The organism is Nonomuraea salmonea (genome assembly GCF_042428605.1).
Taxonomy (GTDB): domain Bacteria; phylum Actinomycetota; class Actinomycetes; order Streptosporangiales; family Streptosporangiaceae; genus Nonomuraea; species Nonomuraea salmonea.
The window spans coordinates 70,134-77,508 of the sequence record NZ_JBHMCF010000028.1; the positions used below are offsets into that span (position 1 = coordinate 70,134).

Sequence of the window (7,375 nt, forward strand, 5' to 3'; positions counted from 1 at the left end):
GATCCGAAGGATCCTTGTCCCTGGTTTCGTGGGGAGGGACGCCCCCTCAGGCGCCCCTCCCCCGTTCAGGGCAGGCGGTTGGACAGGACGAGAGTGGCGGCCGAGGCGAACATGCCGCCGTTGCCCAGGACCACGCTCACCTCCACGCCGGGTACCTGTGCCGCCGCCTCGCCGCGCAGCTGGCGTACCGACTCCTGGATGGCGAACATGCCGTACATGCCGGTGTGCGTGTAGGACAGGCCGCCGCCGTTGGTGTTGAGCGGCAGCCGGCCGCCCGGCGAGGTGTGGCCCTCGGCGATGAACGCCCCCGCCTCGCCGCGCCCGACGAAGCCCAGGTCCTCCAGGCCGTAGATGGGCACGTGGGCGAAGGCGTCGTACACCATGAGATGGTCGACGTCCGCGTGCGTGATCTTCGCCTCGGCGAAGGCCGCCTCGCCCGAGAGGCGGAAGCCCTTGGAGGTGGTGAAGTCCTCCATCTGGGAGATGATCGGCGACTCGGCCGCCTCCCCCGAGCCCAGCAGGTGGACCGGGGAGCGCCGGGCCCGCTCGGGCGTGGTGACGATCAGCGCGCCGCCGCCGTCGGTGACCAGGCAGCACTCCAGCAGGTGGAACGGGTAGGCGACCAGGCGCGAGGCGAGCACGTCCTCGACCGTGATGAGGTCGCGGTACATGGCCCTGAGGTTGAGGTGCGACCAGCGCCGCTGCGCCACCGCGACCTCGGCGAGCTGCTCGTGGGTGAGGCCGGTCTCCTTCATGTAGCGCAGCGCGGTGATCGTGAACGACGTGGGCGGGCCGACCACCCCGTACGGCAGCTCGAACTGCCCGAGCAGCGAGTCGGGCCCCATGCCGTAGCGACCGGCCCCGACCCGCGAGCGCCCTGACTCGCCGTGCGTGATGAGCACGGTGTGGCACATGCCCGCCCTGATCGCGGCGGCCGCGTGCCGGACGTGGAAGAGGAACGACGAGCCGCCCACGCCCGTGCCGTCCAGCCAGGCGGGTGTGACGCCGAGGGCGTGGGCGATCTGGATCGGGCCCGGCGTCCCGACCGTGGCGATGCCGTCGATGTCGTGGATGGTCATGCCCGCGTCGGCGAGGGCGTTCCTGGCTGCCTCCAGGTGGAGCTGCAACGTGGAGTGGCCGGGCAGGCGGCCCACCTCGTCGGTCTCGGCGGCGCCGGCGATCACCACGGTCATCGGGCACCTCCGGCCGGCTCGAACAGCGGCACGGTGACCTCGCCCCGCCGCTCGAACACCACCTGCAGCTCCATGTCCAGGGGCAGGTTCTCGGGGACGTTCGGCACGCCCACGATGTTGGTCATCATCCGCACGCCCTCCTCCAGCTCCACGACGGCGATCGCGTACGGGGCCTCCTCCTCGAAGCCCGGCGCCGGACGGTGGTTGATGACGTACGAGTAGAGGGTCGCCCGCCCGCTGGCGCGGACCCATTCGACCTGGTCGCCGCCGCACCGGGGGCAGGTGGGGCGGGGGTAGAAGTAGTGGCGCTCGCAGGTGGTGCAGCGCTGGATCCGCAGCTCGCCCGCGGCCGTCCCGTCCCAGAAGGGCTGGGTCTCCGGTGTGGGCTTAGGTGCCGGCTTCATCAGCCTCCCCAATCCTAGTTCTAGAATTCCACTCTAGATCTAAGTTCTGCCGCACCTCAAGAGCCCTGATGCTCAGCGACTGGGGATGCCGTTGCCGTTCCTGCCGCGGCCGGCCAGCACGTCCTCCAGCGTCGGGCGCTCCTCGGCGGGCTCGCGTGGCCCCGGCTGGGCGAGCTGGATGAGCACCCCGTGCGCCTCCTTGGGGTGCAGGAACACCTCCTGCCAGCGCGGATCCGACCGGTTGAGCCCGTGCAGCCGATAGCCGCGCTCGGTCAGCCGGGCCACCGCCGCGCCGAGATCGCTGACGTGGAAGTTGAGGTGGTGGACGCCGCCTCTGCCCCTGGTGAGCTCGAAGAAGCTGTCGAAGAACGTCGATCCGGCCAGCGGCTCCATCAGCTCGACCTTGCCGCCGTTGCCGTACGTGAGCTGCAGCGTGCGGTAGCCGGCCCGCAGGTTGTCGCCGCCGCCGCCGAGATGCCGGCCGCCCAGCAGGTCGCGGTAGATCGGCAGCAGGTCCCTGATCCGGGGCGCCGCCACGGCGGTGTGGTCGAAGTGTACGTCGAGGCCGTCCAGTTCCAGGTCCACGCGGGGGGCTCCTCGCTCTCGGCAATCCTAGAATTTCATTCTAGCCACCGGACCCGGCTCACACCCTTGACGGAGTCAGATGTGAGAGGCAGCATCGCAGAAATAGATTCTAGAGCTGTCTTCTAGAACTACACGGGGGGTAAAGCTCGACCAGAAAGGTTGGCCATGAGGCTGTCCTACGTCCGTGAGCTCGACGAGTACCCGACCGGCGCCCGGCGCATGAAGATCCTCACGATGGCCGTACTGGCCATCCTCATCGGCTCGTACGAAGGCCAGATCGCCCCCGTCGTGCCCCTGCTGCTCAAAGACCTCGACATGTCGCTGGCCACGTACGGCGCGGTGTCCGGCGGCGCCGCCGTGACCGGGGCCATCGCCTCCATCATCGGCGGCCGGCTCACCGACCGCCTGGGGCGGGTCAGGCTGCTCATCCCCCTCATGGCGCTGACCGCCGTCCTCTGCTTCACCATGACCCTCGTCCACACCCCGCGCGACCTGCTGATCGCCCGGATCGCGCTGGCGTTCGTGGACGGCGTCGCCATGGCCAGCACCGCGCCGCTGATCCGCGACTTCTCACCGCGCCTCGGACGCGCCCAGGCGTTCGGCTTCTGGACGTGGGGCCCGGTCGGCGCCAACTTCCTCGCCGCCGCCGTCGCCGGATGGACGCTGCCCATCTTCAACGACTCCTGGCGCTCCCAGTTCGTCATCATGGGCTGCTTCTCGCTGGTCATCTCGATCGTCATCGCGCTGAACATCGCCGACCTCTCCCCCGAGCTGCGGGCCAGGATCCAGCACACGGAACGCGCCGCCAGCCAGGTCGTGGACCTCTCCAAGCCGCCCACCCTGCGCTCGCTGTTCAGGCGGCGCAACATCTGGGCCCACGTCGTCGGCATCTCCCTGTGGCTCGTCCTCTACATCACGCTCTCGCTGTTCGGGCAGACCATGCTGGTCGGCGCACTCGGCATCAGCAGCGCGGAGGCGTCCACGATCATGGCCGCCTTCTGGAGCCTCAACCTCATCACGCTCATCATCACCGGCCGCCTGTCCGACCGTACGCAGCTGCGCAAGCCGTTCTCGCTCGGCGGCACCATCGCCGCCGTCCTCGTCACCGCCTACCTCGCCGTCTCACTCGGCCAGGAAGGCGTCTCCACCGGCCTGCTGATGGTGATCGGCGCGCTGCTCGGCGGCTCGCTCGGCGTCGCCTACGCCCCCTGGATGGCCAACTACTCCGAGGACGCCGAGGACGCCGACCCGCGCCTGCAGGGCACCGCGTGGGGGCTGTTCGGCTTCCTCAGCAAGGGCATCGCGGTGATCGGCCTGCTCGTCATCCCGCACGTCGTCGAGGCCACCAACTGGCAGACGTGGCTGTTCGTGGCGCTCGGCTGCCTCGTCCTGTTCATCCCCGCCATCCTGCTGTTCAATGGGCCCTGGCGGCGGCCCTCGCAGCCCGCGCCCACTCCGGTCGCCGTCGGGGAGGCGGAGGCATGACGAAGCTGTCCGACGTCGCGGAGTCCTCGCTGCGGCAGATCCGCGACCTCGACATCGACGACGTCCTCGCATACGTGCACCACGACCTCAAGCGCCTGCCCAGCTACACCGAGCTCTACAAGCGTTACCTGCGCCAGCGCTGGGACGTCTACGAGCTCGACTTCTCCCAGGACGCCGTCGACTGGCGCGAACGCATGACGCAGGACGAGCGGGACGCGTTCGTCGGCATCTCGGCCGGCTTCCACCACGGCGAACGTCAGGTCGAGGTGGAACTGCCGGTGTTCATGCTGGGCGGCTCCGAGGAGTCCAAGATCTACATGTCCAGCCAGATCGAGGACGAGGCCCGCCACACCGTCTTCTTCGACCGGTTCTACCGCGAGGTCGTCGGCATGCCGGGCGAGTCCGTGCAGGAGGTGCTCGACGCGTCCTTCGAGCACGTGTCGGAGACGTTCGTGGGGCCGTTCGGGCTGCTCGCGTACCAGGCCGACGAGCTGCGCAAGGACCCCGAAGACCCGGCTGCGAGGGTGCGCTATGGCACCACGTACTTCCTGTGGATCGAAGGCGTGCTCGCGCTGTCCGTCATGAAGATCACGCTCACCTACTGCCGGCGGCGCGGCTTCCTGCCCGGCTACTACACCGGCTTCACCGCCACCTGCCGCGACGAGGCCCGTCACGTGCAGTCCGGGATGCGGTTCCTGCGCGACTCCGTCCAGGACGACCCGCGGCTGCTGCTCCAGATCCACGAAACCTTGCGCACCATCCTCGCCATCAACGGCGCCACCAGCCGGCAGCTCGCCCTGGAGGCGCTCGGCTGGACGCCCGAGGAGGTGCGCCGGCTGATGATCCGCCAGCTCGACATGAAGCTGACGGACGTCGGCATCGCCCTCCCGCCCGACCTGCGGGAGAAGGTCTCCCGCATCGAGCCCGAGCTGGCGGGAGGCTGACGCGCGATGACGTTCTCCTCAGGCGCGACGACGTTCTTCACCGCCGAATGGGCGCAGGCCGTGCGGGTGGCCGTCGACGACGGGCCGCCGCAGGAGGGCAAGCTGCCGTCGTACTGGCAGTGGATCGACCGGGCCCGCTCCGGCTACACCGCCACGTGGGCGCTCGGGGTGCGGGAGACGGGCGCGTACCTGGTGCTGGTCTGGAAGGACGGCACCTGCGTCGACGCCCACATCACCACCGACCCCGGCACTGCCGACTACGTCCTGGCCGCCACCGAGACGACCTGGCACGAACTCCGCGCCGGCGCCGACCCCGGGCGGGTGGTGATGTATCGGGGGCTGCGGCTGGAGCGCGGGGACGTGCTGGCGTTCTTCCGCGTCATCTACTTCTTCATCGAATCCCTCGCCGCCCTCAGCAAAGTCCCCTGAGCCCTGGCCGCCCTCCCCACCTTGACATCGAAGACCGCCCCCGCCCGAACGAGCGAACCTCGCCCCACCCGACACCCCTCGCCGGGCACCACCGCACCGCCGCACCGCCGCACCAACAAACCTCACCCGCGCCACAACCCCCGTGGCGCCATCCGGCACCACTGCCGCCACAGCACCTCAACCTCACGCGGAACCATCAACGCCATCGGCACCATCAATCTCACCGGCACCGTCAACCCATCAGAACCCCAGGCCCCACCCGGCATCGACCGACGCCTGGGAACGCCGAAACCACCACCATCAGGCAAATGCCGTGCGGCGCCTGACGGTGGTGGCGGTGTGCGTTTGAGTTACCTGCCGCGCGAGCCCCGCGCGACCTACGGGATCAGTCGCGGTGGAGCTTGCGGTAGGTCACCCGGTGCGGGCGGGCCGCGTCGGCGCCCAGCCGCTCGATCTTGTTCTTCTCGTAGTCGGCGTAGTTGCCCTCGAACCAGAACCAGTTAGACCCTTCCTCCCAGGCCAGGATGTGGGTCGCGATGCGGTCGAGGAACCACCGGTCGTGGGAGGTGATCACGGCACAGCCCGGGAAGTCGAGCAGCGCGTTCTCCAGCGACGACAGGGTCTCGGTGTCAAGGTCGTTGGTGGGCTCGTCGAGCAGCAGCACGTTGCCGCCCTGCTTGAGGGTGAGCGCCAGGTTGAGCCGGTTACGCTCGCCGCCTGACAGCACGCCGGCCTTCTTCTGCTGGTCAGGGCCCTTGAACCCGAACGCCGCGATGTAGGCCCGCGACGGCATCTCCACGTTGCCGACCTTGATGTGGTCGAGCCCGTCGGAGACGACCTCCCAGACGTTCTTGCTCGGGTCGATGCCGCCCCGGCTCTGGTCGGCGTACGAGATCTTGACCGTGTCGCCGATGATGATGGAGCCCTCGTCGGGCGTCTCGCCACCGGTGATCATGCGGAACAGCGTCGTCTTACCGACACCGTTGGGACCGATGACGCCGACGATGCCGTTACGCGGCAGGTCGAACGTCAGCCCTTCCATGAGCAGCCGCTCGCCGAAGCCCTTGGTGAGCTTTTCCGCCTTGATCACCGTGGTGCCCAGGCGCGGGCCCGGCGGGATCTGGATCTCTTCGAAGTCGAGCTTGCGGTACTTGTCGGCCTCGGCGGCCATCTCCTCGTAGCGCTGGAGACGGGCCTTGCTCTTGGTCTGGCGGGCCTTGGGGTTGGACCGGACCCACTCCAGCTCATCTTCCAGGCGCTTCTTGCGCTTGGCGTCCTTCTGGCCCTCGACCTTGAGCCGCTGGGCCTTCATGTCGAGGTAGGTGGAGTAGTTGCCCTCGTAGGGGTAGCACCGGCCCCGGTCGAGCTCGAGGATCCAGGTGGCGACGTTGTCGAGGAAGTAGCGGTCGTGGGTGACGGCCAGCACGGTGCCCGCGTACTTCTCCAGGTGCGACTCCAGCCACTGCACGCTCTCGGCGTCGAGGTGGTTGGTCGGCTCGTCGAGCAGCAGCAGGTCGGGCGCCTCGAGCAGCAGCTTGCACAGCGCCACCCGGCGGCGCTCACCACCGGACAGCGTCGAGACGTCGGCGTCGGGCGGCGGACAGCGCAGCGCGTCCATCGCCTGCTCGAGCTGGCTGTCGAGGTCCCACGCGTTGCGGTGCTCGAGCTGCTCCTGGAGCTTGCCCATCTCCTCCAGCAGCTCGTCGCTGTAGTCGGTGGCCATCTGCTCGGCGATCTCGTTGTAGCGCTCGAGCATCGCCATCGTCTCGGCGACACCCTCCTGCACGTTGCCGAGGACGGTCTTCTCCTCGTTGAGCGGCGGCTCCTGCTGAAGCATGCCGACCGTGAAGCCCGGCATCAGCTTGGCCTCACCGTTGGACGGCTGCTCCAGGCCGGCCATCATCCGGAGCAGCGTCGACTTTCCGGTGCCGTTCGGCCCCAGGACACCGATCTTGGCTCCGGGCAGGAACGACAGCGTGACGTCGTCAAGGACAACCTTGTCGCCGTGCGCCTTGCGCACGCGCTGCAGCGTGTAGATGTACTCCGGCATGCCATCTAGCTTAGGGGCTCCCGACCCGGGCTTCCGCCGCTCCCACCCGCCAACCCCACCAGCCACCGCCCCAAGCCCCGGGCTGTCACCCCCGACATGCGAGAACACCCCTCCTTGCGGGAAGCAAGCCCCAAGGGGCAACACAACCCTCCCCACCCCGCCCACCCAGAGGTCCACGATCCCCCGCCCCCCCCCGCCGTCGGCGGGCCCGCCGGCAGCGGACCAACCGACGGCGGAGCGACCGACGGCGGAGCGACCGACGCACAGGCTTGAGGTGCGGCGGAG

General features: G+C 69.1%; 7 protein-coding genes. 3 read left to right on the forward strand and 4 right to left on the reverse strand.

Going from position 1 to position 7,375, the window contains the following annotated elements:
- Nucleotides 1–65: 65 nt before the first annotated feature.
- From ACFFR3_RS24140 to ACFFR3_RS24150, 3 genes are all read right to left on the reverse strand, one after another.
- On the reverse strand, nt 66–1,193 hold the full coding sequence (locus ACFFR3_RS24140; RefSeq protein ID WP_345388115.1) for a thiolase C-terminal domain-containing protein: 1,128 nt from the start codon (nt 1,191–1,193) through the stop codon (nt 66–68).
- Nucleotides 1,190–1,597: a Zn-ribbon domain-containing OB-fold protein gene (locus tag ACFFR3_RS24145; protein ID WP_345388117.1), complete on the reverse strand. Its 408-nt coding sequence runs from the start codon at nt 1,595–1,597 to the stop codon at nt 1,190–1,192. Before ACFFR3_RS24145 ends, ACFFR3_RS24140 begins: the two co-directional genes overlap by 4 nt.
- A gap of 72 nt (nt 1,598–1,669) precedes the next feature.
- Nucleotides 1,670–2,182 (reverse strand): VOC family protein, encoded by a 513-nt coding sequence (locus ACFFR3_RS24150; protein ID WP_345388119.1) that lies wholly within the window; start codon nt 2,180–2,182, stop codon nt 1,670–1,672.
- A 165-nt stretch (nt 2,183–2,347) separates the two neighbouring features.
- On the opposite strand from ACFFR3_RS24150, the gene ACFFR3_RS24155 reads away from it, so the two are divergent.
- Genes ACFFR3_RS24155 through ACFFR3_RS24165 form a run of 3 tightly spaced genes read left to right on the forward strand, consistent with a single transcriptional unit; the run spans nt 2,348 to nt 5,040 of the window.
- Entirely contained in the window at nt 2,348–3,667 is a 1,320-nt protein-coding gene (locus ACFFR3_RS24155) for an MFS transporter (protein WP_364381304.1), read from the forward strand.
- Nucleotides 3,664–4,611, forward strand: a complete 948-nt coding sequence (locus tag ACFFR3_RS24160) for a ribonucleotide-diphosphate reductase subunit beta (RefSeq protein ID WP_345388125.1) — start codon at nt 3,664–3,666, stop codon at nt 4,609–4,611. The genes ACFFR3_RS24155 and ACFFR3_RS24160 overlap by 4 nt, the downstream gene beginning before the upstream one ends.
- A 6-nt stretch (nt 4,612–4,617) precedes the next feature.
- Nucleotides 4,618–5,040, forward strand: a complete 423-nt coding sequence (locus ACFFR3_RS24165) for a hypothetical protein (RefSeq protein WP_345388127.1) — start codon at nt 4,618–4,620, stop codon at nt 5,038–5,040.
- Nucleotides 5,041–5,425: 385 nt separating this feature from the next.
- Here ACFFR3_RS24165 and ettA read toward each other — a convergent pair whose 3' ends face one another.
- Nucleotides 5,426–7,090 carry an energy-dependent translational throttle protein EttA gene (gene ettA / locus ACFFR3_RS24170; RefSeq protein WP_364381297.1) on the reverse strand — a complete coding sequence of 555 codons (1,665 nt, stop codon included), beginning with the start codon at nt 7,088–7,090 and terminating at the stop codon, nt 5,426–5,428.
- Between the last annotated feature and the right edge of the window lie 285 nt (nt 7,091–7,375).

What these genes read in the sequence shown, in the direction of transcription:
- ettA (WP_364381297.1), bottom strand. Translation starts at nt 7,090, where the DNA reads ATGCCGGAGTACATCTACACGCTGCAGCGCGTGCGCAAGGCGCACGGC.
- ACFFR3_RS24140 (WP_345388115.1), bottom strand. Translation starts at nt 1,193, where the DNA reads ATGACCGTGGTGATCGCCGGCGCCGCCGAGACCGACGAGGTGGGCCGC.
- ACFFR3_RS24165 (WP_345388127.1), top strand. Translation starts at nt 4,618, where the DNA reads ATGACGTTCTCCTCAGGCGCGACGACGTTCTTCACCGCCGAATGGGCG.
- ACFFR3_RS24155 (WP_364381304.1), top strand. Translation starts at nt 2,348, where the DNA reads ATGAGGCTGTCCTACGTCCGTGAGCTCGACGAGTACCCGACCGGCGCC.
- ACFFR3_RS24160 (WP_345388125.1), top strand. Translation starts at nt 3,664, where the DNA reads ATGACGAAGCTGTCCGACGTCGCGGAGTCCTCGCTGCGGCAGATCCGC.
- ACFFR3_RS24145 (WP_345388117.1), bottom strand. Translation starts at nt 1,597, where the DNA reads ATGAAGCCGGCACCTAAGCCCACACCGGAGACCCAGCCCTTCTGGGAC.